The following is a 25,294-nucleotide window of genomic DNA, read 5'->3' on the forward strand; positions in this document are numbered from 1 at the left end:
GTTGAGGGGTTGCGATCGACTACCGTGACACCCATGACCTTCGTCTACAACCTCATGGTGACGGCTCATCTGCTGGGTATGGCGGCCGTGGTCGGCGGGTACGCCGCCGCGCAGCCGCGAGTGTCGGAACTGATGGTGTGGGGCGCGCGCGTGCAGGTCCTCACCGGCGTGATCCTGGTGGGCATGGCCGAGTCGATCGACTCGCTGCACAAGGACCCGAACATGGCGAAGATCATCACCAAGCTGGTGGTGGCCGTGGCGGTGGCCGCGTTCGCCGAGATGGGTCGCGCCGACGCCAAGCGCGGCAAGGAGGTGGCGTGGATGACCCACGCCGCGGGTGGCCTGGCGATCCTGAACGTGCTGGTCGCCGCCCTCTGGAAGTGATCCTCCGCGAGAGGGCTTGTCGGACAACATATGACGGCGATGCCGCATCGGGTGCGTAGGTGCACTCGATGCGGCATCGGTCGTTTCGGGGTCAGGGCCGTCCGATGAGTTCGGGCGGCACCTCGCGGGCGTGGTGACGGGCCAGGCTCTTGGCGAGTTCGGCCGCGACCACGGCGTGCCCGGCCATGGTGAGGTGGATGCGGTCCGTCGAGAGCCAGTCCGCGCGCAGCCGCGCGGGGTGGTCCCAGAACTCGGTGAGAACGGCGTCGCGGCGGTGGGCGATGCGACGGATCGACTGCGCGAACTCGGCGAACCGCGGCCGCAGCGGGGCCAGTCGCCCGGTGTGAGCGTCGGCGAGGGTGAACAACGCCAGTCGCGCGCCGGTGGCTGCGACGCTCGCGCACAGGTCGTCGAGGTCGGCTTCCACGGTCAGCGGACTGGCGTCGCGCAGGAACAGGTCGTTGCCGCCGCAGGAGACGACCACCAGATCCGGTGCGAACTCCTCGAGCGCGGACAGTTGCCCGGCGCGTACGTCGGCGATGACCGCACCGACCACGCCGGTGTTGAGGTAGGCGGCGTCGCGGTGCGCGGTGTGCAGCCAGCGGCCCAATCGGTCCGCCCACGACACGGTTTCATAGCCGGGCCACGGGTCGCCGGTGCCCGCGGCGGTGGAGTCGCCGATGACCGCGAGGCGGCGGAACGGCACCGCGCGCAACATGGCGGCGGCCGCCGCGTCGGAGAGCGTGTAGGGATCGGTGTTCTCGGTGCGGTCGGTCATGCGGGTGTCTCCTCGGTGCGGACGGGCAGCGCCGCGAGCACGGCCGTGATGACGGCGATGACGGCACAGCACGCGAACAGGGTGTGGAAGGCGGTCAGCGGCTGCCCGGGATGGGCGGCGAACACCGCGGCCAGCAGGGCGACCCCGAGCGCGCCGCCGGACTGGCGGGCGGTGATGTTCATGCCGACCCCGGCCGCGAACCGCTGCGGCGGCAGCGCCCGCGCGGCGGCGGTGCCCAGCACGGTGATGAGGATGCCGATGCCGCCGCCGCCCAGGATTCCGGCGGGCACCCACCCGGACCAGAGCGCGGGCTCGGTGTCGAAGACCCCGGTGCTCATGTAGAAGGTGGATGCGGCGAACATCAGCGCGCCCAGCACGCCGAGCCACCGCTGCCACGGTACGGGTGCGCGTCCGGCGACGACCGCGGTGACCATGGAGGCGACCGCGCCGATGCTCATGGCCGCCGCGGACTCCAGCACGGAGTACTGCCAGATGGCGTCGAGCCACAGCGGTCCGGCCAGCAGCCACGCGAACATGGTGGCGCCGAAGACGAACGAGACGGCGTTGACGAGGGCGTAGGCGCGGCTGCGCCACAGTCCGATGGCGATGGCCGGGCGCGGATGCCGCCGCGACCGCCACAACGCCAGACTCAGCAGGAGGACCCCGATCAGCGCGCTGCCCAGGGTGCGGGCGTCGGTCCAACCCCATTGCGGGCCTTGGGTGACCGCGGCGACGACGGCGCCGATGCCGAGTCCGGTGGCCACGGCCCCGAGCAGATCGGGCAGTCCGTGCGGCTGCCGGTGTTCGCCGCGGGCCAGTCGCCATCCGGCGGCGATGAGTGCGGCCGCGATGGGCACGTTGATGACGAAGACCGACCGCCACCCGAACCAGTCCACGAGTGCCCCGCCCACGGCCGGGCCGACGGTCGCGGCGAATCCGCCCGCGGCGGTCCAGGCGGCCATGGCCATGCCGACGCGTTCGGGTGGGCTGCTGCTCAGGACGAGCGCGAGTCCGGCGGGAATGAGGAAGGCCGCGGTGCCGCCCTGCAGGAATCGTCCGGCGATGAGCCATTCGGCGCCGGGCGCGAGGGCGCACAGCAGGGAGGTGAGGGCGAATCCGGCCAGGGCGGTGAGGAATACGCGGCCGCGGCCGAGGGTGTCGGCGAGTTGCCCGGCGGGGGTGAGCAGGGCGGCGAAGGCGACGGCGTAGCCGCTGACCACCCAGGTGAGGGTGCCGGCGGCGGTGTGGGGGTAGTCGCGGGTGATCTCGGGGAAGGCGATGTTGACCACGGACAGGTCGAGGAAGGACATGAAGGCCGCGCCGGAGGCGACGAGCAGGGCGAGTGTGGCCGCGCGGCCGGAGCCGGCGGGGGCGGTCGGGGTGGTGGCGGGTCCGGGTGGGGAGGTGTCGGCGCTTGGACGGTGGGTGGTGTCGGTCATGACGGGCTCTCTGCATGAGGGTCGGGAGCGGAATCAAAACAGTACGCACGATCGTTCGTATTGTTGAAAAGTACGACCGATCGTGCGTTTACGCAACAGGTGATGCGAGGATGGATTCATGGACGAACCGGTACACGCTTCCGACCAGGAGATTTCCGATCAGCGTCGGCTCAAGGGCGCGCGGGCCCGCGCGAGCATCGCCCGCCACGCCGCCGATGTCGCCTCGGTCGAAGGGCTGACGGGGTTGAGTCTGGGGCGGCTGGCCGAGGACCTCGGGGTCAGCAAGTCCGGGGTGGCGACCCTGTTCGGCAGCAAGGAGAACCTGCAACTGGCCGCGGTGGCCGCCGCGCGCGAGGTGTTCGTCGACACGGTCGTGCGCCCGGCCCTCACCGCGGACCCGGGCCTGCCGCGGCTGCGCGCGCTGATGGACCGCTGGTTCGACTACATCGGTGAGCCGGTGCTGCCCGGCGGCTGCTTCCGGGGCGCGTGCCAGCCCGAGTTCGACAGCCGCCCCGGCCCGGTGCGCGACGCGCTGGCCGCCGATCGCGAGGACTGGTTCACGGTGCTGGCCGCGGAGATCGGCCGCGCCCAGGAGCAGGGCGCGATGACCGGACTGGACCCGCGGGCGGTCGCGTTCCAGTTCGACGCGGTGGTCTCGGCGGCGAACACCGCCACCCGTCTGGGCGATGAGGCGGCGCTGCCGACGGCGCGCGCGATCATCGACGGCCTGCTCGGTTCCGCGCCGCAGCGGTGATCACGGCCGTGACCTGCGGGAATTCGTAATCGGTTCGCGCATCGCCGGTTTGCACTCGATGCACCGATCGTCAACCTCGACCTGAATGCGCGGTATGCGTGAATGCAGTTCGGGCGCAGCCGGTTTCACGTGGAGCAATGCATCGGTGTTTTTCACGCCGAGCGTGGCGCGTACATGATGAGCGCGACCCCCAGCCCGCACACCAGTGCCCCGATCACATCCCAGCGGTCGGGCCGGAACCCGTCGAACACCATGCCCCACAGCAGTGATCCCGCCACGAACACGCCACCATAGGCGGCGAGGATCCGCCCGAAGTGGGCGTCGGGTTGCAGGGTGGCGACGAACCCGTAGCAGCCCAGCGCGACCACGCCCGCGCCCATCCACGCCCAGCCGCGATGCTCCCGGACTCCCTGCCAGATCAGCCAGGCGCCACCGATTTCGGCGACGGCGGCCAGCCCGAACAACACGATCGATCGCAACACGGTCATGGGAGCACACCCTAGAGTCCGGCCGCGATCCCCGGCCGGACCGCCTCGCGTGCGGTCCGGCCGGGGCCGATCACGGTCGCGCCGGGGCGTTCTCGAACAGTCGCTGCCCGAGGTAGCCGCCCGGCCCGGGCACCCCGGGCGGGATGGCGAACACCGCCGAACCGACCGGGATGGTCCACTGGTTGAGGGCGTCGAACTCGGCCAGCCGCTGCTGCACCGGCAGGTACTGGGCGTCGACATCACGCTGGAACGACGCGAACAGCAGCCCCGAGTTCGACACGTGCCCGGGGGTGGGCGCGTCGTCGTAGTTGTAGCCGCGGCGCAGGAACCGCTCCCCGTCGTGCGTGTGGTGGGCGCGCGCGATGTGTGACGACGGCGGGATCCTCGGGATGCCGTACCGGTCGGTCACCGCGAAATCGGCTTCATCGAATTCGCGGGTCCCCGATAGCGGCGCGCCGGTGTCGACGGTGCGCCCGACGGTGAGGGCGCGCCCGTCGGCGTCGAGCTCGTCCCAGCTGTCGAGGTTCATGGCGATGCGCCGCAACACCATCGACGTGCCACCCGCCAGCCACGGCTGCCGCGCCCCGTCGTCCCACACCAGGCGATCGAAATCCGGTGTCGCCGGGGCGATGTTGACGGTCCCGTCGACCGACCCCATCAGATTCCGCATGGTCTGCCCGCGCGGCGCGTCCCGGAACCCGCGCTGCACCCACCGGATCGACACCAGCGATTTCACGTGCTTGGACAGCACCCGCACCGCGTGCGCGACCGTGGTGGCCTCCTCCCCGCACACCTGGACCAGCACATCGCCGCCGCAGAAGGCGGGGTCGAGCCGGTCGATGGTGAACGGCGGCAAGGGTTTCAGCCAGGACGGGCGGTGCGCGTCGAGCCCGGCGGCGGTGAACAGTCCCGGCCCGAACCCGACTGTCACGGTGAGCTGGGCGGGCCGGGCGGCCAGTTCCGGTTCGGTGTCGGCGAGCGCGGGCTTGCCCTGGGTCAGACGCGCGGCGTCATCGGTCCAGATCTTCAGCAGCCCGATGATGTCCTCGCGGCCCGCGCCCGCTACGAGGTCGAAGGCGGCGAAGGTGGCGTGCCGGGGCGGTTCGGTGGCGATGCCCGCCTGGTGGGCGCCGTGGAAGGCGACGGTGTCCAGTCCGGGGTCGCGGTCGTGCTCACGGTGGGTGAGTGTGGCCGCGCCCCAGCCGATCCCGGCGACGCCGGCCGCGCCCGCCGCGACGGCCCCGCCGCCGAGTAGTCGCCGCCGCGACACCCTGGCGGGCGATTGTGCCGGGTCAGCCACCGTGGGCGGCCTTGTCTCCGGAGGGCTGGTAGCTCTCCTTGCCGCCCGCGAAGTCGCGGACCTGCGCGGTGATGGTCGTGGTCGAGCCGTCGGAGAAGGTCAGCGTGATGGGCGTTTCCGAGCCGGTGCGCAGCGGAGCCTCGAGGCCCATGAACATCAGGTGGTCGCCGCCGGGTGCGAGGGTGGCGTCGCCGTGGGCGGGGATGACCAGTCCACCGGCCTTGGGGCGCATCATCTTCTCGCCCGCCCCGTTGGGCGCGGTCTCGTGGATCTCGACGGTCTCCGAGGCGGGGCTGGTGGCCGCGACCAGGTTGACCGGCTTGTCGGACTTGTTGTGGAAGACGCCGAACGCGCCCGACATGGGGTGCTCGGCGGGGTTCACGGTCGGGACGGCCTTGATCCACTGATCGGTGAGGGTGATCTGCTCGGCGGCGGTGCCCGCGGCATCGGAGGCGGACGGGGAGTTCGAGCAGGCGACGGGCAGCAGGGCCAGCGTCGAGATCGCGGCGGCCGCGCCGACGCGGCGCGCGAACCCGCCGGTGCGCAACCGGAATCCGTGGCAGAAGGGCATCTGGGACATGGGTACTCCGTAGGTCAGGGTGAAGGAAGGACCACCCCGGATCGGTCCCCGGCGAACCTCGTTCGGCGCAGCGCTGATTCGTCGAGCGAGCGTGCGGAGCTCATCGACGGCGCGGGAAACGGGTGTCGCGGACCTGGATCGGTGCGAGGTGGGGGGACTAGGCGGCGGACACCGGTGGGCCGCGACGTCCGATCCCCGGACTGACCAGCAGACGCCGCGCTTCGGCTCGATCATCGGCCGCCCGCGGGTGCGCGGGCCGCGTCGGCGGGGTGCGGACCGCGCCGAGGGCGAGCAGGAACCGCCGCACACCGGTGACGGCCCGGCGCAGGCCGGTCTCGGCGGCGCGAATCACCAGCGCGCCCACCGGGATCGCCACCAGGTGGGCGATCAGCATGCCCGCCGACGTCGAATGATGGTGGTGCCCGGGCGACATCGACATCGCCGCGTGCCCGAGGCCCTGCCCGGCCGCCAGCAGACCCATGGTCCCCGCGAGCCCGTGGCGTGGCCGCAGTGTCGCCACCACGACCCCGATCACCGTGCACGCGCCCACCAGCAGCGGCAGCGCCGAGCCTTGGGACAGGGTCGCGCCACCGCCGAGTCCGTGCGCGAGAATGGCGACCGCCCCCGAGGACGCGCCGACGGCAGCGCCGCGCAGGCGCGCGGTGTGATCCGTCGGTGAGCGCACCGCGTCATGCTACGACGTCGTGTCGTCGTCGATGTTTCCAGGTGGTATGACCTGGGTCTCCACAACATCTCCACACGCGCCGCGTTCGATCTCCACGCCGGTTGCCTAATGTCGGCTGCATGGAAACCAGTGCGCGCCGGATCCTGGTGGTCGAGGACGAGCCGACCATCGCCGAATCGATCGCCGCCCGCCTGCGCGCCGAGGGCTACGTCGTCGACATCGCCCACGACGGTCCCGCCGGGGTGGCGGCCGAGGCGGCGGGCGATCCGGACCTGGTGGTGCTGGATGTGATGCTGCCCGGTTTCGACGGACTCGAGGTGTGCCGCCGCATCCAGGCGCGCCGCCCGGTGCCGGTGCTCATGCTGACCGCCCGCACCGACGAGACCGACATGCTCGTGGGGCTCGGTGTCGGCGCCGACGACTATCTGACCAAGCCGTTCTCCATGCGGGTGCTCGCCGCCCGCGTCCACGCCCTGCTGCGCCGGGTGGAACGCACCGCCGCGACCGTGGCCACCATCGTCGTCGGTGACCTGCGCATCGACACCGATCAGCGGCGGGTATGGCGCGCGGACAGCGAAACCCAGCTCACGCCACTGGAATTCGAACTGCTCGTGCACCTGGCGCGGCGCCCGCGCACGGTGCTCGCGCGCGAACGACTACTCAGCGAGGTGTGGGGGTGGGCCGACGCCTCGGGCACGCGTGCGGTCGACAGCCACATCAAGGCGTTGCGCCGCAAGCTGGGTGCGGACCTCATTCGCACCGTGCACGGCGTCGGCTACGCCCTGGAGACCCGATGATCGGCGCGACCGAGGCTCCGGTGACCGGGGTGCGGGCGCTGGCGAACCGGGTGGCGGCACGCCTGCCGCGGCCCCTGGACCGGGTGCCGTCGATCAAGGCGAAACTGGCGATCCTCATGGTCGGCTCCGGCACGGCCGGGTTCGGCTACTTCGCGATCCGCATCGGCGTGCTGCCGCCGCGTGCCACGGTGGTCGCCATGGTGTTCGCGGTGCTGATCTCCCAGGTCCTGGCCCACGGGATGACGATGCCGTTGCGGGAGATGACCGCCGCCGCCAAACACATGGCGCAGGGCGACTATTCGCGCCGCGTGCGCGCCACCTCCCGCGACGAGGTCGGGCAGCTGGCGGTGGCGTTCAATCAGATGGCCGCCGACCTGGCCGCCGCCGATCAGCAGCGGCGCGAGTTCATCGCCAATGTGTCCCACGAACTGCGCACCCCGATCACCGCCCTGGGCGCAGTGCTCGAGAACCTGGTCGACGGTGTCGCCCAACCGGATCCGGCGACCCTGCGCACCGCCCTCGCCCAAACCCAGCGGTTGAGCCTGCTGGTGTCGGAACTGCTCGCCCTGTCGAGCATCGAGGCGGGCGCGGTGCGCCTGGACCGCGAACCGGTGGACCTCGAGCCGCTGCTGAGCGAGGTGGTCGCCGAAGCGGAGGTGATGGCCGCCGCCGTGGACCGTCCCGTCCGCTTCACCGTCACCGTCGCCCCGGGCCTGACCGTGCACGCCGACCCCGCCCGCCTGCACCAGGTGCTGCTCAACCTGCTCGACAACGCGACCCGTCACGGCCCCGCACACGGTGAGGTCCGCGTCCACGCCCATCCCTTCCACGGCCGCACCGTCATCGAGGTCTCCGACGACGGCCCCGGCATCCCCGCCGCCGAACGCGCCCGCGTCTTCGAACGCTTCACCCGTGGCGGCCGCGCCAGCGGCGGCGGCACCGGCCTGGGCCTGGCCATCGCCCGCTGGATCGTCGACCTGCACGGCGGCACCATCGCCGTCGCCGACCCGGGCTCACGCATCCGCATCACCCTGCCCCCACCCTGACCGACGGTCTGTTCCCACCCGGTCTCTTCCGACCCGTTCCCGACCGTGTCCCGGCGGCGCACCGCGCTCGCCGGGCCGGTTCCGCACACCCGATGGAGGAACCCATGTCCGACACATCCACACCACCCCCCGATCCGGCGCCGGATTCGGCGAGCACCCCTGCTCCCGAACCGGCGACACCGGCCGAACACCCCGCCGCTCCCACCACTGCCGAACCGGCCATGGCCACCGTGAGTTCCGCGACGGTGCGGGAACCGGCGGGTGCCGGCGTCGTACCTGGCGGTCCGACGCCGCCGCTCGTCCCGGCGGCCGCGGCACCGGCATTCGCGCCGGGGACGGCGGGTGCCGCACCGACGGTTCCCGGTTGGCCCGCGCCGTGGCCCGCCGCGTGGCCGCCCGATCCCACCGCGCTCCCGAACGTCGGTATCGCCGGGATCTATCGGGCCGCGCCACGACGGATTCCGTCGAGATCGGAACGAGTTCCGGTGCCGAACGGGCTACTTGCCGCCACGGCCGCTGCGGGGTGTGCGGCCGCGGTACTGGTTCCCCTGGACCGTCCCGGCATCGGATGGTTGCTCGCCGGACTGGCGATCACCGGCGCGGTGTACGCGGTCGATCGCGCGGCGCGGAACGCGGTATGGGCCGACGACGAGGACGACTCGGACCGGAGTGACGCCGGCGATGACGCCACCCGTGCCGCGCACCCGGATCACGCCGCTGTCACCGATGGCGACGATGTGACCGTGGCCCGCGCGGCCGCCGAGTCCGGCACCGATGAGACAGCGGCCGAAGCGCATTCGCCGGCGGGGCAGGCTCCGGCATCGGGCCTCGATGCCCTGTCCGACCGCCTCGCGGAGGTGCCCTGGGTTCGTGTCTGGTGGACGGGTGTGGCGTTGGCCCTGCTGGCGGTGGGTGCTTTCCGGGCCGCGCCCTGGCTTTTCGTGCTGTGCCTGGGCGGCGCGGCGATAGCGGGATCGCTGGCGGTGGTGCCGCGGTCGTCGTACGGGGCGTGGTTCGACGTGCTCGCGGTGCCGTTCGCGGGACTGCAGTCGTGGCCGTGGCTGTATCGGGCGATGACCCGCACCCGGGAGCGGGCGGGGACGGGCACCCAGCGGGTGTGGTGGTCGATCGGTGCGGCGGCGGCGCTGCTGCTGATCATGGTGCCGCTGCTGGCGGGGGCCGACGCGGTGTTCGCGGGTCTGGTGGACGGGTTGGTCCCGTCGGTCGATGTTCCGGCGGTGATCCGGTGGGGCGCGGTGTTCGTGGTCGCCGGGTCCGGGGCGGCCGGGGCGTTGTATCTGCTGGCCGGTCCGCCGCCACCGGCCGACGACGACGACCCGTCCTCCGACCCGGGCCGGGGGCCGCGCCGGTTCTCGCTGCTGGAGTGGGGAATCCCGGTGGGCGCGTTGACGATCGTGTTCGCGGCGTTCGTGGCCACCCAGGTGGCGGTGCTGTTCGGCGGCGACGGCTACGTGCAGCGCACCGCCGGCCTCACCTACGCCGAGTACGCGCGCAGCGGCTTCTGGCAGTTGTCGATCGTGAGCCTGCTGACCCTCGCCGTGATCGGTGTCGTGCTGCGTTTCGCCGCGCAGGACGGCGTCACCGAGCGCCGCTGGCTGCGGATCGCGATCGCCGTGGTGATCGGCCTGGTGCTGGTGATCGTGGCGTCGGCGCTGCACCGCATGTGGACCTATCAGCAGGCGTACGGGTTCACCCTGCTGCGGCTGCTGGTGGAGGTGTTCGAAGGCTGGATCGCCCTGGTGTACCTGATGCTGCTGGCCAGCCTGGTGCGCCTGCGCCGGTACTGGGTGCCGCGCGCGGCCATCGGCGCCGCCCTGACGACCCTGCTCGCCCTGTCGGTCCTGAACCCGGAAGGTTTCGTCGCCGACCGCAATATCGCGCGCTGGCAGTCGGGCAAGTCCCTCGACACCTACTACCTGTCGGACCTGTCCCCGGACGCGCTGCCCGCCATCGATCGGCTGCCCGAGCCCCAGCGCTCGACCATCACGAATACCGTCCGCGAACGTCTGAAGGACGATTCCTGGCAGGGCTGGAACTACTCGCGCGCGACCGCCACCCGCTGATCAGCCGAAGCTGACCGGTGTCCAGCTCTGACCCGCGTCCCGGGTGGCGAGCATCATGGTGGGCACCGGTCCGCTTCCCGGGCGGCCCAGCACCACGAAACCGGTTGTCTCGGTGACGAACTCACCCGACAACGGCTGCCACCCGCGATCGGGTGCGGTGTAGGCGGTGGTCCAGGTCTCGCCGCCGTCGGTGGATGTCAGCAGGCGTTCGTCGACGGCGGCGACCAGATGGGTGGCATCGGCGGGCAGCAACACGGCCTTGGCGGACCGCGACGGGGACAGCTGCCCGATCTCGGTGAACGTGACGCCCCCGTCGACCGAGGTCACCAGCCGCACGGCGCCGCCGTCAGCGGACCGCGCCGGAAGCCCGCAGAGTGCCACGAGCCGCTTCTCCGATACCGCGTGCCAGTCGGCGGGCCCGCTGCTCCCGCACGGCAGCTGCCACGCCGTCCACGTTCCGTCGACCAGGCGGGCGCCGTTGGTGCCGCTGCCGGTGACCACCATCCAGGCACGGCTTCCGGTGACCGACACCTTCGGGACCGGGAAGGGGCCGCGGGCGCCGGGGACCGAGACCTCGACGGGTCCGGTCCACGCGTCGCGGGTGATCGGGCTGGTGAACACCGCGGTCTGCTCATCGGCTCGCGCGGCCGCCACCCAGACGCTGTCCTCGGTCACGGTGAGCGACCATCCCGGCTCGGCCGCCTTGATGTCGATATCGGTCTCGCGCCACGTGGTTCCGCCGTCGTGGGTGGCGAACAGCTTGTCGCGGACCCCGATCCAGCCATTGCGGGCGTCGGCGAACTTCACCCACCCACCGTGGTGACCGGCGTCGCGCAACGGGGCCGGGAGCGGCACCTCCCGCCAGGTACGCCCGCCATCGGTGGTGTGCCGCAACGACTGGCACAACAGGGCCGCGCACGGGTAGCCGCGGCCCAGCACCCAGCCCTCGTCCGCGGAGACGAAGTTGATCGAATCGGGTTGGAAGCCCACCGGATCCGGGTCCGCGGCGAGCGTGGCCGCCGACGCCGCGGTCGGCGCGGCGGGAGTGGGACGGGCAGTGGCCGCCACGTCCGGCGTGGTCGTGGTCGCGGTCGCCGAGTCCGGCCCGCTGTCACCGTCGTCGATGGTGAGCCCCGCGATCACCCCCGCGGCGAGCACCGGCATTCCGACCCCGATGACTCCGGCCAGAACGACCGGATTCGCCCGCAACCGCACCGGACGGGACTCCCTTCGACACGAACCCGGGCCGTGTTCCCGGACGGTCGTCCGGCGGCCCTGTGGCACAACGGGATCGAGTATGCCCGTTGCCGGCCGGTTACGCCCGTCCCGAGGTCAGCGGCCTCCGCGCTGCGCGGCCAGCCGCACGGCGACATCGCCGATCAGGTCGTAGGGGATGGGGTCGCGCAGCGGGAACTTCAAGGTGCCCTTGCCCTTCAGGTAGGGCGCGATCGCCTGCTGGAACCCGTCGTCGCCGGTGGGCACCGGGTACACCGACAGGAAGGTCTTCCAGCCCGCGAAATACATGACGGCCTTGCCGTTCACCTGGACCGCGGGGATCTGATAGCTGATGGTCTCCGACGCGTCGGGCAGGGCGGCGTGGATGATGGCGCGAACCTTCTCGAGGGCGGCGCGGGCCGGGGCGGGCTGGGCGGCCAGGTAGTCGTCGACGGTCTCGGGCTCTGTCATGTACGGCCACCCTTCCGTGGCTCGGGGAGAGAGCTTCGTCCGATTCGACGGTACCGGGCGGTCCGCCCGCGCCGGACCGATGCCACGCCGATCAGCCGTTCAGCCGCTCCAGCAGCCGCAACGCCGCGTCCCGCATGCCGTCGACGGAGTCGGTGACATAGAGCAGGTCGATGAAGAAGTCGTCGAATCCGGTATCGGCCGCGACCGTTTCGACGGTCTGCGCCACCTGTTCGAGATCGGTGCCCGCGGCCACGTTCACCCGCAGCACCGTCCCGATAGCGGCCGGATCACGACCCGCCGCCACCGCCGCGTCGTCGATCAGGCCCCGCAGAGCCAGCAGCTGCTTGCCCCACCCGGGCGGGCCCGGCACCGGCACCACCGGCAGCCACCCGTCCCCCCGCCGCCCGATACGGGCCAACGCGGCCGGGTTGAACGCGCCCAGGTGAATCGGGGGCCGCCGCACCGGCTTCAACGCACTGCGATGCTCGGGCACCGACACGAACCGGCCCTCGTACCCGGCCGGGTCGGTGGACCAGATGGCCTCGAGCGCGTCGAGGGTCTCCTCCAGCCGCGCCCCGCGCTGCGCGAACGGCACACCCGCGGCCGCGTACTCCTCCGGCGACCACCCGATCCCGAACCCCGGAATCAGCCGCCCCTGACTCACCACATCGATCGTGGTCAGCGACCGCGCCAGCAGCGCGGGCCGATACATCGGCGCGATCAGCACATTCGCGCCCAACCGCACCCGCTCGGTCACCGCCGCCGCGATCCCCAGCACCAGGAACGGATCGAGCACCGCGTTGAACTCGTCCGGAATCCGGTCGGTCCCGCCGTACCCGACCGACGGGTTGGTCGCGGCGATGAGCCGGTCACCCACCCACAAACTGTCGGCGCCCGCCTCCTCCAACGCCGTCGCGTACTGCGCGATCCGTGCGCCCTCCCGGGCCTGGGCACCGAACTGTGGAAGCGAGAAGCCAATTTTCACCCCTCCGGTGATACCAGACAGGATGGGAACGTGGGTGAACACAGGGACCGCATGCTCGCCGGCGAGCTCTACCGCGACAACGACCCCGAACTCGTCGCCGAACGCCGCCGCTGCCAAGAACTGCTCGACACCTTCAACGCCACCCGCGCCGGGGAGGACGCCCAACGGCGCGCCGTACTCGAACAACTGCTCGGCGCGATCGGTGAAGGTTCCTGGATCATGCCGCGCTTCCAATGCGACTACGGCCACCTGATCCGGCTGGGCCGCAACAGCTTCCTCAACTACGACGCCATCATCCTCGACTGCGCCCCGGTCACCATCGGCGACGACGTCTCCATCGGCCCCCGCGCCCAACTGCTCACCGCCCTGCACCCGATGAACGACCACGAACTGCGCCGCGCCCGCTGGGAAACCGCCGCACCCATCAGCATCGGCGACAATGTGTGGCTCGGCGGCGGAGTCATCGTCTGCCCGGGCGTGACCATCGGCGCCAACACCGTCGTCGGCGCGGGAAGCGTCGTCACCCGCGACCTGCCCGCCCAGGTGTTCGCCGCGGGCAACCCGGCCCGCGTCATCCGCGAACTGTGAGCATTACCCGCGAGGTAATGGCTTGGCGTGGTTGATCGTTCGTAGGATCGGAGGATGGCGACACCCACAGCCGGCGACCTGCTGCGACACTGGCGCACCGCGCGCCGGCTCAGCCAGCTCGAACTCGCCGGACGCGCGGACACCTCCACCCGGCACCTGAGCTTCATCGAAACCGGCCGCGCCACCCCCAGCCGCCACATGCTGCTGCACCTGTCCGACGAACTCGACATCCCGCTGCGCGAACGCAACCGGATGCTGCTCGCCGCCGGATACGCCCCCGTGTACGCCGAACCCGAACTCGACACCCCCGCCATGCGCCCCATCCGCGACGCCGTCCGGCAGATCCTCACCGGCCTCGAACCCCACCCCGCCCTCGCCATCGACGCCGCCTGGACCATGATCGACGCCAATGCCGGGATCGCCCTGTTCCTCGACGGACTCGACCCGGCGCTGCTGCGCCCACCGGTGAACGCCCTGCGACTGACCCTGCACCCCGACGGCCTCGCAGGCAGCATCATCAACCTCGCCGAATGGCGCGGACACCTGTTCGAACGGCTGCAACGCCAGATCGACGTCACCGGATCACCCGAACTCACCGACCTGCTCGCCGAAATGCGCACCTACCCCGGCGGCGAGGACGGCCCCGGCCTGCCCGAACCCGACCAGGCCGTGGTGCCGCTGCGGATGCGGCACGACGGACACGAACTCGCCTTCCTCAGCGCCACCACGGTTTTCGGCACACCCATGAACGTGACCGTCGCCGAACTCGCCATCGAAGCGTTCCTGCCCGCCGACGCCGCCACCGCGACCCTGCTCCGGGAACGACTCACTCCATCCGACTAGTCGGTCCGCGCGGGTGGTCTGATACCCCACAATGGGGATCCATGGACGTGCCCGCGCACCTCGCCCACCTCACCGGCACCCCCGTCGCGCACCTGCACACACTCGGCCACAGCCACGCCTGGACCCTCCACCACGCCCACATGACCGACGGACGAGAACTGTTCGTCAAAGCCATCGACCACAACGAACCCGACATCGACGCAGCCCTGACCGCCGAAGCCACCGGGCTGCGCTGGCTCGCCACCGGGCACGCCGGCCTCGTCCCCACCGTCATCGCCGCCGACGAACACATGCTCGTCCTGCCCTGGCAGCCACCACAACCCGCCGACCCCGCAGCCGCCGAACACCTCGGACACGACCTCGCCACCCTGCACACGACCCGCCCCGAGACCTTCGGGGCACCCTGGCCCGGATACATCGCGACCCTGCCCCTGGACAACACACCCGGCACGGGGGAGTGGGGACCCTGGTACGCCGAACACCGTCTCGCCCCCTACCTCCCCGCCGCCGCCCCCGAACTCGGCCGCGACGGCCAACGACTGATCGAACACGTCATCGACCGCATCACCGACCTCGCCGGACCCCCCGAACCACCCGCCCGCCTGCACGGAGACCTCTGGTCCGGAAACATCCTGTGGTCGGGCGGCCGCGCACTGCTCATCGACCCGGCCGCACACGGCGGACACCGCGAGACGGACCTGGCCATGCTGGCCCTGTTCGGCGCGCCCTACCTGGACCGCATCCTCGGCGCATACCAGCACGCCGCACCCCTCAGTTCGGGCTGGCGGCAACGCGTCCCACTGCACCAGCTGCATCCCCTGCTGGTACACGTGGTGCTCTTCGGCGGGGCCTACCGCGGGATGCTGCTCGCCGCCGCGGCCTCAGCCCTCGCGGGCTGAGATCACGGGTCGGTCAGGCACCGACCGCGGGAACCAGAACCTGCTCGCACCACACACGAAACGTCGTCGGGCTCGCCGCCGCCTCCGCCCGCGGCACACCATCATCGAGACCCGCGTCCTTGGCGCGCATCATGTCCACGAACCCGGTCGCCATCACCTCACTCACCCCACGCGCGATCTGCACGGCGCGAGCCTGCCCCAGAGACCGACGCTCGTACCGCACCGGCCGCCCGAGCACCTCGGACACGATGCGCGCCATATCGTTCGGCGACAGATCCTCCGGCCCCAGCAACGCCACCTCCCCGGCACCCGACCAGGAACGATCCAGCAGCAGACGCGCGGCCGCCGCCGCGATATCCCGCGTCGCCACCGTCGCGGCCCTGCGATCGGCCGCCGCCGTGCCGGTGAACACCCCGTCCTCGCGGATCGAGTTCGCCTGCCACAGCAGGTTGTCCATGAACGACGGATTGGCCAGCGCCCGATACGCCACACCCGAACCCGCGATCAGGTCGTCCATCGCCAGCGACGCCGTCACATGCCCGGCACGACCCGCGACCGCCGTACCGCGCCCGAGCGCGGACACACCCACCACATGCCCGACCCCGTGCGCGGTGAACGCCTTCGCGGCCGCCTGAGTGAACCCGGAGAACGCGGCATCCAGACTCGCCCCGCCGGGATCCGGCGGAACCAGCCAGAAGACCGCGTCCGCACCGGCGAACGCCCGATCCACCACATCGGGATCGCCGCGCGCCCCGAACTCACCCTCGCCGACCTCGACGGGGAACGCATGCTCGACCTCGCCACCCGCCGAACCCCCTCCCTCGAGGAGAAATTCGAACTCATCGCCTCCGGCCACGGCCTGCTCATCGTCCCCCGCAGCGTCGCCCGCGCCTACGTCCGCCCCGACCTCGTCCACCGCCCCGTCACCGACGCTCCCGGCTCCGAAACCTGCCTGGCCGTCACCGCCGACCCCGCCAAACTCGTCCGCGAATTCCTCGACCTCGCCATTCCCGCCTTGAGAAATGGTGTGCGCTAGCGTTTCCGAGGTGCAGCTGCTGCGAATTCACCACGTTGCGATCATCGCGTCGGATTACGAGAAGTCGAAGTCCTTTTACACCGAAAAACTCGGCTTGCGAGTCCTCGCGGAGAACTATCGGGCTGAAAGGCGCTCGTACAAGCTGGATCTCGCCCTGCCGGATGGCGGGCAGCTGGAGCTGTTCTCGTTTCCGGAGCCGCCGCCCCGCCCCTCGCGCCCCGAGGCGGCCGGCCTGCGGCACCTGGCGTTCGTGGTGCCGAATGTGGGGGAGGCTCTGGCTGAGCTGCGGGGGAGGGGAGTGGCCGTGGAGGAGGAGCGGGTCGACGAGTACACGGGGAAGCGGTACGCGTTCTTCGCCGATCCCGACGGGCTGCCGCTCGAACTGTACGAAGCGTGAGATCGAGTCCCGGACCCGCCGGGACCATCTGAACCGACCATTAGGAAATGGAACTATGCGCATCTACGCATGTGACTCCCTTTCGGGCCAACTCCGGCGGTCACTACCGCGCACACCTCCCTGACCACACCCATCACCGGCGAACCTCGAAGAGGGGAGCGGGTATTCGATGCCGCTCGGTCGCTGGATTGGGCGCTCCCATACGATGGGCAACATGACCAAAGTGCTCCTGAAGACCTCCGCCGGGGACATCACCCTGGAATTGGACGACGCCAAGGCACCGAAGACCGTTGCCAACTTCGTCGACTACGTGAAGTCGGGCCACTACGCGGACACCGTGTTCCACCGCGTGATCCCGAACTTCATGATTCAGGGTGGCGGCCTGACTGCGAACATGCAGCAGAAGCCGGCCCCGCAGACGGTCGAGAACGAGGCCGCCAACGGCCTGAAGAACGACAAGTACACCGTCGCCATGGCGCGCACCTCGGCCCCGCATTCGGCCAGCGCGCAGTTCTTCATCAACACCAGCAACAACGGCTTCCTGAACTACCCGGGCCAGGACGGCTTCGGGTACGCGGTGTTCGGCAAGGTCGTCGACGGCGAGGCCGTCGTGGACGCCATCGAGGGTGTGCAGACCGGCAACAAGTCCGGCCACCAGGATGTGCCGGTCGAGGCCATCACCATCCTGTCCGCCGAGCTGGTCTGACCTACTCGCGACAATTCAACGAACGGCCCGGAACCTGGTGGTTCCGGGCCGTTGTCTTTGCCGCGTACCGGGTTTGGCTCAGGCGTCCAGGACGCGGGGTTTGCGTTCCACCACCGGGGGCTGCACCGACCAGGGGAAGTTGATCCATTTGTCGGTGCGTTTCCACACGTATTCGCAGTCCACCTCGGAATGCGGCTTCTGGTAGATGACCGCGCAGCGGACCTCGGCGACGTGGTCGGAGCAGAAGTCGCGCACCAGTTTCAGCGTCTTGCCGGTGTCGGCGACGTCGTCGGCGACCAGCACCGTCGCGCCGGTGAGGTCGACGGCGCTGGGCACGGGCGGCAGCATGACCGGCAGATCGAGCCGCTGGTCGACGCCGGTGTAGAACTCGACGTTCATGACGTGGAGGTTCTTGACGTCGAGGGCGTAACCGAGGGAGCCGGCGACGAAGAGCCCGCCGCGGGCGATGGAGAGGATGAGGTCGGGTTCGAAGCCGTCGTCGGCGATGAGCTGGGCCAGTTCCCGGCCGGCGTTTCCGAACAGTTCCCAGCTCAGTTCTTCGCGATCGCTCATGCTCGACTCCGTTCTGGCCGCTGCGGTGGTCTTCGTGATCATACGAGCCGGGGTCAGGGCTGGTGGGTGATCGTGTACCAGAGCAGGGCGAGGGTGGCGAGGGCGAACAGCGGTACCAGCACCATGGTTTCGACCTTGTTGCCGGTGCGGTCGATGATCGGGACGCGGGTGCGGAGTTTGAGCGGCCACAGCAGCCGGCAGCCGCGGTCGGTGAGGCAGTCGCCGATGAGATGGGCGAGCGCCCCGAGACCGACGGAGAACGGCAGCCAGGCCGGTTTGTCGCTGATCCAGTGGTCGATGGCAAAGGTGCCGCAGACGGCGAGGATGACGACGGTGCCCCAGGACTTGAGGCCGTCGCCGCTGGGGGCCAGGCCCAGTGCCTTGACCGCGAGGGCGAGCAGGAAGAACACGAGGGCGAGGGTGAAGTTGCGGCCGAGCAGGTGTTCTCCGGCCCAGGTGCCGTAGGTGACGGCGGCGACGAAGGCGAAGGAGTGGGTGCCGTGGCGGTGCCCGCCGGAGATCCACGAGATGAACTTGCACGCGTAGTGCGAGATCGGCCCGAGCACATGGGAAATGGTTCCCGAGGGGTGGTCGGCGTCGGGGAGCAGCGCCGCGCCCGCGGTGAGGAAGGTGCCCATCACCAGATCGACGGAGCCGATGGCCCCGGATTGCACTGCGGGATAGGTCAAGACGGTGAGCGGCAGCGCCGCGGCAGCCGCCGACCAGGCGAGCGCGCCGCTGGTCGCATGTGAATGTCCTAGCACCACTTGAAGGTTAACGTACGGGTTCGAATCCCTTTTCAGGGCAGCCGGTTTGGTTTTCGGGATGTGTTCCGGATCGCTTTCGGGTGACCCGGGTGCATGGGGTGCAGAGCCTCCAATAGTCTCGGATCGATTGCGCTTTCCGTTCAGAGAGGATCGGACATGTCGGTAGCGTCCGCGGTGAAGGATCAGATTCAGCAGATCGGCGGGGGATTCATGTTCTCCCGGGAGTCCCGGTCCTTCGCCGAGAGCACCGGTGTCCCCGGTTTCCTGCCGGGCTATACGCGTGGCCGCGGCGGTGTGCTGGGTGACGTGGACGCGGACGTGGTGACCGCGGCGTTCGGGTTCTTCCGTCCCGAGGCCATCCGGCAGGCGTGGGAGTCGACCGCGGCGATGTCGGCGGAGGCGGGCGCGGCGGGCTATCTGCAGGCCTGCCAGGACTTCGGCCGCCGCAGGCTGGCCGGCTTCGATGATTCGGCCCGGCTGGCCGAGCTGCTGCTCCCGGTGGTGGAGGCCGCGAATCCGGTGGGTGTGCCCTTGTTCGCGGGATGGCGGGCGCTGCCGCTCGCGGAGGACGCTCCGGGTCGGGTGCTGCAGCTGATCCACATTCTGCGGGAGCTGCGTGGCGGGCTGCATCTGATCGGCGTGCTGGGCAGCGGTCTGACGCCGTTGCAGGCGGTGCTGATCGCGGGTTCGCCGTTGAAGCCGGGTCCGGATCAGGCGCGCAATTTCGGCTGGCCGGAGCCGTTCGACGAGATCACCGCGGAGTTGAAGGGCCGCTGGATGCAGGCCGAGCAGATCACCGAGGATCTGATCGCGCCCGCGTTCGCGGTGCTCGACGACAAGCAGGGGGACGAGCTGGCGGCGCTGCTCACCTCGTGCCACGCCACGGTGTTCGCCAACCGCTGATCACGATCCGGGTGGGCTGGTTCCGGCCCACCCGGCGGTCCTGCTCAGCGATGCAGGAATTCGAGGGTGACGCGTTCGAAGGCTTCCTTGGCCTCGTACATCACCCAGTGCCCGCACTTGGGGAAGACGTGCAGTTCGGCGTTGGGGATCTGGCGTAGGGGGATGAGGGCCATGTCGGTGGGGCATTGGCGGTCGTCGCCGCCCCAGGTCATGAGGACCGGGCTCTTGATCTTGTGCAGCATGGACCAGTAGGGCGGTGTGGGGGAGTTCTCCAGGAACTGCTGTTGCAACGCAAGCGCTTCCGACCCGTACATGGCTTTGAGGCTGGCCTGCGCCGCCGGATCGGTGGCCGCGGCCCAGCGTTCCTCGACGAGGTCGTCGGTGATCATCTTGGGGTCGTAGATCATGCAGCGCAGCCACCGCATGAGGCCTTCGCGCGAGGGTGCGTCGGCGAATTCGGACAACAGCCGGGTGCCTTCGCTGGGGGTCATCGCGAGCAGGCTCTGCCCGACACCGCCGATGGCGATGATCTTCTCGACCCGTTGCGGGTGTGCCATGGCGACATTGAAGGCGACGACGCCGCCCATGGAGTTGCCGATCATGGCCGCGGAGTCGAGGTCGAGGGCGTCCATGAAGCGGATGACGGCGTCGACGGCGGTGAGCACGGGGTGTCCGGGGACCGGGTCGCTGACGCCGAATCCGGGGAATTCCAGGACGTAGCAATGGAAGTGGTCGGCGTAGAAGCCCAGATTGTTGCAGAAGTTCCGCCACCCGTTGACGCCGATCCCGGATCCGTGCAGCAGCAGTAGGGGAGGGCCGTCTCCGGCTTCGTGGTAGCGCAGAACGCCTTTGTCCGTGGCGATTTCGCGTCGGGTGTTCTCGTATGTGACATCCACTCCACCACAATAGAACAGGTTTCACTTATATGTCACCGATATGTCGGCAAAAGATCTATAGTCGCATGCAGACATGCGTATGCTTCACTGTCCAATCTCAATACCGTGGCCGACAACCCCGGCCACGACAGGGCAGGCCGCTGGCATGATCGAGGTGCCACGGCGAAAGGGGAGGGCATGCCCACAGGAACGTTCGGCCGAATCCAGCGGCTGCGCAGTCTTCGAGTGGGCCACCGACGCCGACGGTTTCGATTCCGCGGCCCTGCGCGCCCTGGTCGATGAACTCACCGATCTGATGAACGCCTACAACCACGAGGGCACCGATGTCGCGCGCCGATTCATCGGCCGCGTCCGTACCCGGATCGTCGACTGACCGGTCCCCGAGACGCACGATGCCCCCGAACCGTACGGTTCGGGGGCATCGGCTCAACCGGTCACACCGGCCGGATCAATCTCAGGCGAGGTCGAAGCGGTCCAGTTCCATGACCTTCGTCCAGGCCGCGACGAAGTCCTTGACGAACTTCTCCTTGGAGTCGTCCTCGGCGTACACCTCGGCCAGGGCCCGCAGCTGCGAGTTGGAGCCGAAGGCGAGGTCGACGCGGGAGGCGGTCCACACGGTCTTGCCGGTGGCGCGGTCGGTGCCGACGTAGCTGCTGTCCTCGGAGTCGGCCGGAGCCCACTTGGTGGACATGTCGAGCAGGTTCACGAAGAAGTCGGTCGAGAGCACGCCCGGCTTGTCGGTGAACACACCCAGCTGCGAACCGGAGTGGTTGGCGCCCAGGACGCGCAGACCACCCACGAGCACGGTCATCTCCGGCGCGGACAGGGTCAGCAGGTTGGCCTTGTCGAGCAGCAGGTACTCCGCGGGGACGCGGGTGCCCTTGCCGACCCAGTTGCGGAAGCCGTCGGCGGCCGGCTCGAGCGCGGCGAAGGACTCCACGTCGGTCAGCTCCTGGGTGGCGTCGGCGCGGCCCGCGCGGAACGGCACCTCGACGTCGAAACCGCCGGCCTGCGCGGCCTTCTCGACACCCGCGTTACCGGCCAGCACGACCAGGTCGGCGAAGGACACCGGCTTGCCGAAGTCGGCCTGGATGCCTTCGAGGACGCGGACCACCTGGGCCAGCTCGTCGGGCTGGTTGACCTGCCAGCCGGCCTGCGGCTGCAGGCGGATGCGGCCGCCGTTGACGCCGCCGCGCATGTCCGAGCCGCGGAAGGACGAGGCCGCGGCCCACGCGGTGGAGACCAGCTGCGCCACGGTCAGACCCGAGTCGAGGATCTTGGCCTTGAGGGCCTTGGCGTCGGCGTCGGAGATGAGCTCGTGGTCGACGGCCGGGATCGGGTCCTGCCACAGCAGGGTCTCCGCGGGCACCTCGGGTCCGAGGTAACGGACCTTGGGGCCCATGTCGCGGTGGGTGAGCTTGTACCAGGCCTTGGCGAAGGCGACGGCCAGCTCTTCGGGGTGGTCGAGCCAGCGGCGGGTGATCTGTTCGTAGATCGGGTCCAGCCGCATGGACAGGTCGGTGGTCAGCATGGTGGGCAGCCACCGCTTGGTGTTGTCGAAGGCGTCGGGGATGATCGCCTGACCGTCCTTGGCGACCCACTGGTGGGCGCCGGCGGGGGACTTGGTGAGTTCCCACTCGTTGCCGTAGAGGGTCTCGAGGAAGGTGTTGTCCCACTTGGTCGGGGTGGGGGTCCAGGTGACCTCGAGGCCGGAGGTGATGGCGTAGCGGCCGACTCCGGTGCCGAAGTCGGAGCGCCAGCCCAGGCCCTGCTCTTCGAGCGGGGCGGCTTCGGGCTCGGGGCCGACGTGGTCGGCCGGGCCCGCGCCGTGGGTCTTGCCGAAGGTGTGGCCGCCGACGATGAGGGCGGCGGTCTCCTCGTCGTTCATCGCCATGCGCGCGAAGGTCTCGCGGATGTCGACGGCGGCGAGGACCGGGTCCGGGTTGGCGTTGGGGCCTTCGGGGTTGACGTAGATCAGACCCATCTGGACCGCGGCGAGCGGGTTGTCGAGGTCGCGCTTGCCGGTGTAGCGGGCGTCGCCGAGCCATTCGGTCTCGGGACCCCAGTACACGTCCTCCTCGGGCTCCCACTGGTCGACGCGGCCGCCGCCGAAGCCGAAGGTGTCGAAGCCCATGTCCTCGAGGGCGACGTTGCCGGCGTAGACGATGAGGTCGGCCCACGACAGCTTCTTGCCGTACTTCTTCTTGACCGGCCACAGCAGGCGGCGGGCCTTGTCGAGGGAGGCGTTGTCGGGCCAGGAGTTGAGGGGCGCGAAGCGCTGCATGCCGGCTCCGGCGCCGCCGCGGCCGTCCTGGATGCGGTAGGTGCCGGCGGCGTGCCAGGACATGCGGATGAAGAAGGGGCCGTAGTGACCGAAGTCGGCGGGCCACCAGTCCTGCGAGGTGTGCATGACCTCGACGATGTCGGCCTTGACGGCGGCCAGGTCGAGGGTCTTGAACTCGGCGGCGTAGTCGAAGCCCTCGTCCATGGGGTTGGCGACGGCCGGGTTCTTCTGCAGGATCTTCAGGTTCAGCTGGTTGGGCCACCACTGACGGTTGGCGTTACCGCCCTCGGCCGGGTCGGAATTCCGGTCGTGCAAGACGGGGCAGCCACCGGCGGCGGGTTCGGTATTGGCTTCACCGATGGGCGGGGTTTCAGGCACGGTGTGTCGTCCTTCCATGGATGTGATCTTGTTGTCGACCACGAGTGTGGCCGCTACTTGTTTTGTGTGGCAGCGGTTTTGGAGCATTCGGGGCACAAACCCCAATAGATGACCTCGGCTTCGTCGAGCGCGAAGCCGTTGGTGTCGGAGGCGGTGAGGCAGGGGGCCTCACCGACGGCGCAGTCCACGTCTGCGATGACCCCGCAGGTGCGGCACACGACATGGTGGTGGTTGTCGCCGACGCGGGTTTCGTAGAGCGCGACCGATCCCATGGGTTGGATTCGGCGGATCAGCCCCGCGGTGGTCAGGGCTTTGAGTACGTCGTACACGGCCTGGTGGGACACCCCGCCCAGGGTTTCGCGGACGAAGCCGAGGATCGTGTCGGTGTCGGAGTGGGGGTGGTCGTGCACAGCGGTCAGTACCGCGAGCCGCGGTGCGGTCACACGCAGAGCGGCCCCGCGCAACATGCGCTCGAAATCGGTAGGCGTGGGCACAGCACGAAGTCTGCCCCTTTTTCTGGAATCAATCAAGTATTGGTTTCGGCGTGTGGGGGAATTCCCGGGGAAGCGGCCGATCAGAGGGCCTGTTCCAGACAGTAGGTGATTTTGTGGCCGGGGAGGGTGAATGACTTCCGCGCGTCGTACGGTCCGCGGTGGTCGGCGACGCCAGCCGAGTCGGTGATCCTGGCGCCGTCCTGGGGTGCCGTCGGCGGCGGGGGAGAAGCGCCCCGTTCGGCCCCATCTTTTGGGGGCACAGAAAGATCGGTTGCCTGTTAACGGTTTCGCGAACCGCATCCGGATCAGGGGTTTTCGCGGCAGTCTACGACGAACCACGTTGACCCACAGACGATTCCACGGATTACCTGCCCGAAGCCCCCGTAACAGCCGCTGCGACCCTGCTGATGTGCACCATGCATGTCTTTTGGTCGGGTTTCGCATCTGGAGGTTTCCCATGGGAATCAAGTCACTGGTTGTCGCCGCACTCGCCGCGGGGGTCGTTCTCGGCACCACCGCCTGCGACCCGTCCAACACACCCAAGCCCCTGCCCACCACGGCCCCCGCCGGCCAGACAACCCAGCCCACCGCCCAACCGGGCCAGCCGGGTGAACCCACCCAATCGGGCCAGCCCACCCAGCCCGGCGGCAACACCCCCGGAACCACCGACGCCCCGGCCCCGACGACCGGAGCCCCGGCAGGGGACCCCACCACAACGGCCCCCACTGGCACCGCGAAGTGCACGACGTCCCAACTGATCCTGGACAAGGGCCACGGCGGCCAGATCGGCGGAACCTGGTTCCTGAAGTTCATCAACAAGAGCGCCACCGCCTGCACCCTCGAAGGCTTCCCGGGCGTCTCCCAAACCAACGGCCCCCAGGGCGACCCGGTCGGCGAGCCGGCCGAACGAGACAAGGGCCCCCAAGCCCCGACGCCCACCGTGGTCACCCTGGCCGCCGGTGGCGGCGCAGCCCAGTTCGAATTCATCAGCTACCCCAAGCAGGTCAACGACTGCGCCGCCCTGCGCACCAACACCCTGCGCGTGTACCCGCCGGACAACACCGAATCGCTGTCCCTGCCGTGGGACAACCTGATCTGCCCGAGCCCCCAGCGCATGCTCGTCGTTCGCGCGATCACGCCGTTCTAGCGGGGAAGGCCCAGCGCGTCGTTACTTGACATAATGTTGATTATCGGCGCGCTTACGGCGACGGTGTTGATCTTGAAAGATGTTGTGTGCGTTGCGTGTTCGTGTACATGTGGCGCTACCGGCTCGGCTTGGTGGCGCCGTATGCGTGCACTTCCCTGCGCGAAACGCTGGCGCGCCCAGGGTGCAAATCGGCTCGGATGAACATTTCTGGCCCTACATGCCATTTGGTGGAAAATTTCCTGTTCGGCATAGATTGGCTGGATGTGGCCTCAGGTTTGGGCTCGGTGACCTCCTTGAGGCCGCTCCCCTGGGCTCGCGGAGCCCACCTCAATACGTCACAGTGACGTATTGAGGTGGGCTGGCTGGATGGCGGAAGT

General features: G+C 69.8%; 29 protein-coding genes. 14 read left to right on the top strand and 15 right to left on the bottom strand.

Annotated features, from left to right (window positions below; genetic code table 11):
- Nucleotides 1-33 precede the first annotated feature (33 nt).
- Nucleotides 34-384, top strand: a complete 351-nt coding sequence (locus ABZ382_RS08590; protein ID WP_357085779.1) for a hypothetical protein — start codon at nucleotides 34-36, stop codon at nucleotides 382-384.
- 91 nt (nucleotides 385-475) lie between these two features.
- On the opposite strand, the gene ABZ382_RS08595 is transcribed toward ABZ382_RS08590, so the two are convergent.
- Both ABZ382_RS08595 and ABZ382_RS08600 read right to left on the bottom strand, forming a co-directional pair.
- On the bottom strand, nucleotides 476-1,162 hold the full coding sequence (locus ABZ382_RS08595; RefSeq protein ID WP_357085780.1) for an SGNH/GDSL hydrolase family protein: 687 nt from the start codon (nucleotides 1,160-1,162) through the stop codon (nucleotides 476-478).
- Nucleotides 1,159-2,601, bottom strand: a complete 1,443-nt coding sequence (locus tag ABZ382_RS08600; RefSeq protein WP_357085782.1) for an MFS transporter — start codon at nucleotides 2,599-2,601, stop codon at nucleotides 1,159-1,161. Before ABZ382_RS08600 ends, ABZ382_RS08595 begins: the two co-directional genes overlap by 4 nt.
- Before the next feature lie 118 nt (nucleotides 2,602-2,719).
- On the opposite strand from ABZ382_RS08600, the gene ABZ382_RS08605 reads away from it, so the two are divergent.
- On the top strand, nucleotides 2,720-3,355 hold the full coding sequence (locus ABZ382_RS08605; RefSeq protein WP_357085784.1) for a TetR/AcrR family transcriptional regulator: 636 nt from the start codon (nucleotides 2,720-2,722) through the stop codon (nucleotides 3,353-3,355).
- Nucleotides 3,356-3,507: 152 nt separating this feature from the next.
- On the opposite strand, the gene ABZ382_RS08610 is transcribed toward ABZ382_RS08605, so the two are convergent.
- From ABZ382_RS08610 to ABZ382_RS08625, 4 genes are all read right to left on the bottom strand, one after another.
- Complete coding sequence (locus ABZ382_RS08610; protein ID WP_357085786.1) at nucleotides 3,508-3,843, bottom strand: YnfA family protein; 336 nt, start codon at nucleotides 3,841-3,843, stop codon at nucleotides 3,508-3,510.
- A gap of 70 nt (nucleotides 3,844-3,913) precedes the next feature.
- On the bottom strand, nucleotides 3,914-5,143 hold the full coding sequence (locus ABZ382_RS08615) for a Dyp-type peroxidase (RefSeq protein WP_357085788.1): 1,230 nt from the start codon (nucleotides 5,141-5,143) through the stop codon (nucleotides 3,914-3,916).
- The gene (locus ABZ382_RS08620; RefSeq protein WP_357085790.1) at nucleotides 5,136-5,723 is read right to left on the bottom strand and encodes a copper chaperone PCu(A)C; all 588 of its coding nucleotides are present in this window, start codon (nucleotides 5,721-5,723) and stop codon (nucleotides 5,136-5,138) included. Before ABZ382_RS08620 ends, ABZ382_RS08615 begins: the two co-directional genes overlap by 8 nt.
- A gap of 157 nt (nucleotides 5,724-5,880) precedes the next feature.
- A complete protein-coding gene (locus ABZ382_RS08625; RefSeq protein WP_357085792.1) occupies nucleotides 5,881-6,408 on the bottom strand; it encodes a hypothetical protein in 528 nt (175 codons plus the stop codon).
- 119 nt (nucleotides 6,409-6,527) lie between these two features.
- Here ABZ382_RS08625 and ABZ382_RS08630 point away from each other — a divergent pair, with 119 nt between their 5' ends.
- The 3 genes from ABZ382_RS08630 (at nucleotide 6,528) to ABZ382_RS08640 (ending at nucleotide 10,335) form a co-directional block, all read left to right on the top strand.
- On the top strand, nucleotides 6,528-7,205 hold the full coding sequence (locus ABZ382_RS08630) for a response regulator transcription factor (protein WP_357085794.1): 678 nt from the start codon (nucleotides 6,528-6,530) through the stop codon (nucleotides 7,203-7,205).
- Nucleotides 7,202-8,251 carry an ATP-binding protein gene (locus ABZ382_RS08635; RefSeq protein ID WP_357085796.1) on the top strand — a complete coding sequence of 350 codons (1,050 nt, stop codon included), beginning with the start codon at nucleotides 7,202-7,204 and terminating at the stop codon, nucleotides 8,249-8,251. Before ABZ382_RS08630 ends, ABZ382_RS08635 begins: the two co-directional genes overlap by 4 nt.
- 104 nt (nucleotides 8,252-8,355) lie before the next feature.
- Nucleotides 8,356-10,335 carry a DUF4173 domain-containing protein gene (locus tag ABZ382_RS08640; RefSeq protein WP_357085798.1) on the top strand — a complete coding sequence of 660 codons (1,980 nt, stop codon included), beginning with the start codon at nucleotides 8,356-8,358 and terminating at the stop codon, nucleotides 10,333-10,335.
- Here the strand turns inward: ABZ382_RS08640 and ABZ382_RS08645 are convergent, their stop codons facing one another.
- The 3 genes from ABZ382_RS08645 to ABZ382_RS08655 all read right to left on the bottom strand — a co-directional run bounded on the left by ABZ382_RS08645 (nucleotide 10,336) and on the right by ABZ382_RS08655 (nucleotide 13,006).
- Complete coding sequence (locus ABZ382_RS08645; RefSeq protein ID WP_357085800.1) at nucleotides 10,336-11,550, bottom strand: hypothetical protein; 1,215 nt, start codon at nucleotides 11,548-11,550, stop codon at nucleotides 10,336-10,338. It lies immediately after the preceding gene.
- 117 nt (nucleotides 11,551-11,667) lie between these two features.
- A complete protein-coding gene (locus ABZ382_RS08650) occupies nucleotides 11,668-12,021 on the bottom strand; it encodes a DUF1801 domain-containing protein (protein WP_357085802.1) in 354 nt (117 codons plus the stop codon).
- A gap of 91 nt (nucleotides 12,022-12,112) precedes the next feature.
- The gene (locus ABZ382_RS08655; protein WP_357085804.1) at nucleotides 12,113-13,006 is read right to left on the bottom strand and encodes a TIGR03619 family F420-dependent LLM class oxidoreductase; all 894 of its coding nucleotides are present in this window, start codon (nucleotides 13,004-13,006) and stop codon (nucleotides 12,113-12,115) included.
- 30 nt (nucleotides 13,007-13,036) lie between these two features.
- Between ABZ382_RS08655 and ABZ382_RS08660 the strand changes: the two genes are divergently transcribed.
- The 3 genes from ABZ382_RS08660 to ABZ382_RS08670 are packed head-to-tail and all read left to right on the top strand — an operon-like array spanning nucleotide 13,037 to nucleotide 15,336.
- Nucleotides 13,037-13,594: a sugar O-acetyltransferase gene (locus tag ABZ382_RS08660; protein WP_357085806.1), complete on the top strand. Its 558-nt coding sequence runs from the start codon at nucleotides 13,037-13,039 to the stop codon at nucleotides 13,592-13,594.
- A gap of 54 nt (nucleotides 13,595-13,648) precedes the next feature.
- Nucleotides 13,649-14,437 carry a helix-turn-helix transcriptional regulator gene (locus ABZ382_RS08665; protein WP_357085807.1) on the top strand — a complete coding sequence of 263 codons (789 nt, stop codon included), beginning with the start codon at nucleotides 13,649-13,651 and terminating at the stop codon, nucleotides 14,435-14,437.
- Between the two features lie 41 nt (nucleotides 14,438-14,478).
- The gene (locus ABZ382_RS08670) at nucleotides 14,479-15,336 is read left to right on the top strand and encodes a fructosamine kinase family protein (RefSeq protein WP_357085809.1); all 858 of its coding nucleotides are present in this window, start codon (nucleotides 14,479-14,481) and stop codon (nucleotides 15,334-15,336) included.
- Nucleotides 15,337-15,349: 13 nt separating this feature from the next.
- Here the strand turns inward: ABZ382_RS08670 and ABZ382_RS08675 are convergent, their stop codons facing one another.
- Nucleotides 15,350-16,069 (bottom strand): NAD(P)H-binding protein, encoded by a 720-nt coding sequence (locus ABZ382_RS08675; RefSeq protein ID WP_357085811.1) that lies wholly within the window; start codon nucleotides 16,067-16,069, stop codon nucleotides 15,350-15,352.
- Nucleotides 16,070-16,123: 54 nt separating this feature from the next.
- On the opposite strand from ABZ382_RS08675, the gene ABZ382_RS08680 reads away from it, so the two are divergent.
- The 3 genes from ABZ382_RS08680 to ABZ382_RS08690 all read left to right on the top strand — a co-directional run bounded on the left by ABZ382_RS08680 (nucleotide 16,124) and on the right by ABZ382_RS08690 (nucleotide 17,475).
- Nucleotides 16,124-16,372, top strand: coding sequence for a hypothetical protein (locus ABZ382_RS08680; RefSeq protein WP_357085813.1), 249 nt, complete (start codon nucleotides 16,124-16,126; stop codon nucleotides 16,370-16,372).
- Nucleotides 16,373-16,382: 10 nt separating this feature from the next.
- Nucleotides 16,383-16,769, top strand: a complete 387-nt coding sequence (locus ABZ382_RS08685) for a VOC family protein (protein WP_357085815.1) — start codon at nucleotides 16,383-16,385, stop codon at nucleotides 16,767-16,769.
- A 214-nt stretch (nucleotides 16,770-16,983) separates the two neighbouring features.
- Nucleotides 16,984-17,475 carry a peptidylprolyl isomerase gene (locus tag ABZ382_RS08690; protein WP_357085817.1) on the top strand — a complete coding sequence of 164 codons (492 nt, stop codon included), beginning with the start codon at nucleotides 16,984-16,986 and terminating at the stop codon, nucleotides 17,473-17,475.
- A gap of 78 nt (nucleotides 17,476-17,553) precedes the next feature.
- On the opposite strand, the gene ABZ382_RS08695 is transcribed toward ABZ382_RS08690, so the two are convergent.
- Nucleotides 17,554-18,048 carry a phosphoribosyltransferase gene (locus ABZ382_RS08695; protein ID WP_357085819.1) on the bottom strand — a complete coding sequence of 165 codons (495 nt, stop codon included), beginning with the start codon at nucleotides 18,046-18,048 and terminating at the stop codon, nucleotides 17,554-17,556.
- A gap of 53 nt (nucleotides 18,049-18,101) precedes the next feature.
- Nucleotides 18,102-18,812, bottom strand: coding sequence for a metal-dependent hydrolase (locus ABZ382_RS08700; protein WP_357085821.1), 711 nt, complete (start codon nucleotides 18,810-18,812; stop codon nucleotides 18,102-18,104).
- Between the two features lie 159 nt (nucleotides 18,813-18,971).
- On the opposite strand from ABZ382_RS08700, the gene ABZ382_RS08705 reads away from it, so the two are divergent.
- Nucleotides 18,972-19,718 carry a hypothetical protein gene (locus ABZ382_RS08705; protein WP_357085823.1) on the top strand — a complete coding sequence of 249 codons (747 nt, stop codon included), beginning with the start codon at nucleotides 18,972-18,974 and terminating at the stop codon, nucleotides 19,716-19,718.
- A gap of 44 nt (nucleotides 19,719-19,762) precedes the next feature.
- Here ABZ382_RS08705 and ABZ382_RS08710 read toward each other — a convergent pair whose 3' ends face one another.
- The gene (locus tag ABZ382_RS08710; protein WP_357085824.1) at nucleotides 19,763-20,614 is read right to left on the bottom strand and encodes an alpha/beta hydrolase; all 852 of its coding nucleotides are present in this window, start codon (nucleotides 20,612-20,614) and stop codon (nucleotides 19,763-19,765) included.
- 145 nt (nucleotides 20,615-20,759) lie between these two features.
- On the opposite strand from ABZ382_RS08710, the gene ABZ382_RS08715 reads away from it, so the two are divergent.
- Nucleotides 20,760-20,987, top strand: coding sequence for a hypothetical protein (locus ABZ382_RS08715; protein WP_357085826.1), 228 nt, complete (start codon nucleotides 20,760-20,762; stop codon nucleotides 20,985-20,987).
- Nucleotides 20,988-21,068: 81 nt separating this feature from the next.
- Here ABZ382_RS08715 and katG read toward each other — a convergent pair whose 3' ends face one another.
- Both katG and ABZ382_RS08725 read right to left on the bottom strand, forming a co-directional pair.
- Nucleotides 21,069-23,294: a catalase/peroxidase HPI gene (katG, locus tag ABZ382_RS08720; RefSeq protein ID WP_357085828.1), complete on the bottom strand. Its 2,226-nt coding sequence runs from the start codon at nucleotides 23,292-23,294 to the stop codon at nucleotides 21,069-21,071.
- A 35-nt stretch (nucleotides 23,295-23,329) separates the two neighbouring features.
- Entirely contained in the window at nucleotides 23,330-23,770 is a 441-nt protein-coding gene (locus tag ABZ382_RS08725) for a Fur family transcriptional regulator (RefSeq protein WP_357085830.1), read from the bottom strand.
- A gap of 457 nt (nucleotides 23,771-24,227) precedes the next feature.
- Between ABZ382_RS08725 and ABZ382_RS08730 the strand changes: the two genes are divergently transcribed.
- Nucleotides 24,228-24,917 (top strand): DUF4232 domain-containing protein, encoded by a 690-nt coding sequence (locus tag ABZ382_RS08730; protein ID WP_357085832.1) that lies wholly within the window; start codon nucleotides 24,228-24,230, stop codon nucleotides 24,915-24,917.
- The last annotated feature ends 377 nt before the right edge of the window (nucleotides 24,918-25,294 follow it).

The organism is Nocardia sp. NPDC005825, from assembly GCF_040630175.1.
Classification (GTDB): Bacteria; Actinomycetota; Actinomycetes; order Mycobacteriales; family Mycobacteriaceae; genus Nocardia.